This is a genomic window from Kocuria subflava (assembly GCF_012163155.1).
In the GTDB taxonomy this organism is placed as follows: Bacteria; Actinomycetota; Actinomycetes; order Actinomycetales; family Micrococcaceae; genus Kocuria; species Kocuria subflava.
The window spans coordinates 1-1,443 of record NZ_JAAVUN010000073.1; the positions used below are offsets into that span (position 1 = coordinate 1).

Here is a 1,443-nt window from a genome sequence, read left to right on the forward strand (position 1 = left end):
GGCCCTTCACAGATGAGCATGGGTAGCGGTGTGCGCGTGGGCGTCTCGAGGGGTGTGTTGTGAGGTCTGGGTAGAGGTCGAGGCCTCCAGGATGGGTAGCGACCAAGCAACCCGATCCATGAAGGCCTCGACGTGTCTCATGCTATCTGCGCGCCCGCGTGCGCGCTCTTCGACCTGCCCGACGTCCATGTCAGGGCCGTGGAACGCGGACCACGCTCGTTCACCGTGGTGGTGGAGACTTCTCCGACGCTGGTGGGGTGCCCGTCCTGCGGGGTGCTCGCCACCGGCCACGGCCGCCGGGAGGTCGTGCTCCACGATCTGCCCTGCGCTGGGGTGCCCGTGCGGGTGGTGTGGCGCAAGCGGATCTTCAGGTGCCGGGAGGACGCCTGCGAGGTCGTGACGTTCAGCGAGGTCCACGAGCTGGCCGCGCCGCGGGCCAAGCTCACCACCCGCGCGATCGCCTGGGCGGTGACGCAGCTGCGCTCCCACGACATCGCGGTCTCCGCCCTGGCGGACATGCTCGGAGTCGCCTGGAACACCGTCTGGCACGCCGTGGCCCCGGTCATCGAAGGCCAGCTGGCCGCGGAGGATCGGCTGGCCGGGGTGGACGCCCTCGGTGTCGACGAGCACGTGTGGCGCAACGTGGGTCCACCCGGCACCGGGCTGGTCACCGGCATCGTGGATCACTCCCGCGGTGAGGACGGCCGTCCCCGGGCGAGGTTGCTGGACCTGGTGCCCGGGCGCACGGGGGCGGCCTACGGCGACTGGCTTGCTACCCAGGGGCCGGGGTTCACGAGCGGGATCCGCACGGCGACGCTGGACCCGTTCCACGGCTACGCCAACGCGATCCGCGACGAGCTCCCGGAGGCGATCACCGTCCTGGACGCCTTCCACGTGGTGAAGCTCGGTGGGCAGGTCGTGGACGAGGTGCGTCGCCGCGTGCAGCAGGACACCCTCGGCCACCGAGGCCGGGCCGGGGACCCTCTCTACGGGATCCGCCGTACCTTGCAGATCGGCGCCGAGCACCTCACCGCCAAGCAGATCACCCGGCTCAACGCGAAGCTGGTGGCTGGGGACCCGCACCATGAGGTGACCCTGGCCTGGCACTGCTACCAGAAGCTGCGTGCGATCTACCACGCCCGCCCCGAGCACGGGCGCCGGCTCGTCGCCGAGGTCCTCGATGCGTTCCCCACCTGCCCGATTCCGGAGGTCGCCCGGCTCGGGCGGACCCTGCGGCGGTGGAAGGCCGCGATCCTGGCCTACTTCGACACCGCCGGGGCCTCGAACGGGCCCACCGAGGCCGTGAACGGGGTGATGGAGACGATGCGCAGGGTCGCCCGCGGGTTCCGGAACTTCGAGAACTACCGTCTACGCGCCCTGCTCGCCGCCGGCGGACACCGGCCGTGGCGCAAGACCCCTACCCATGCTCATCTGTGAAGGGCC

1 protein-coding gene is annotated in these 1,443 nt (G+C 71.0%); it reads left to right on the forward strand.

Annotated features, from left to right (window positions below; translation table 11 throughout):
* Window positions 1-132 precede the first annotated feature (132 nt).
* On the forward strand, window positions 133-1,437 hold the full coding sequence (locus GTW58_RS12990; protein ID WP_231559474.1) for an ISL3 family transposase: 1,305 nt from the start codon (window positions 133-135) through the stop codon (window positions 1,435-1,437).
* Window positions 1,438-1,443 lie beyond the last annotated feature (6 nt).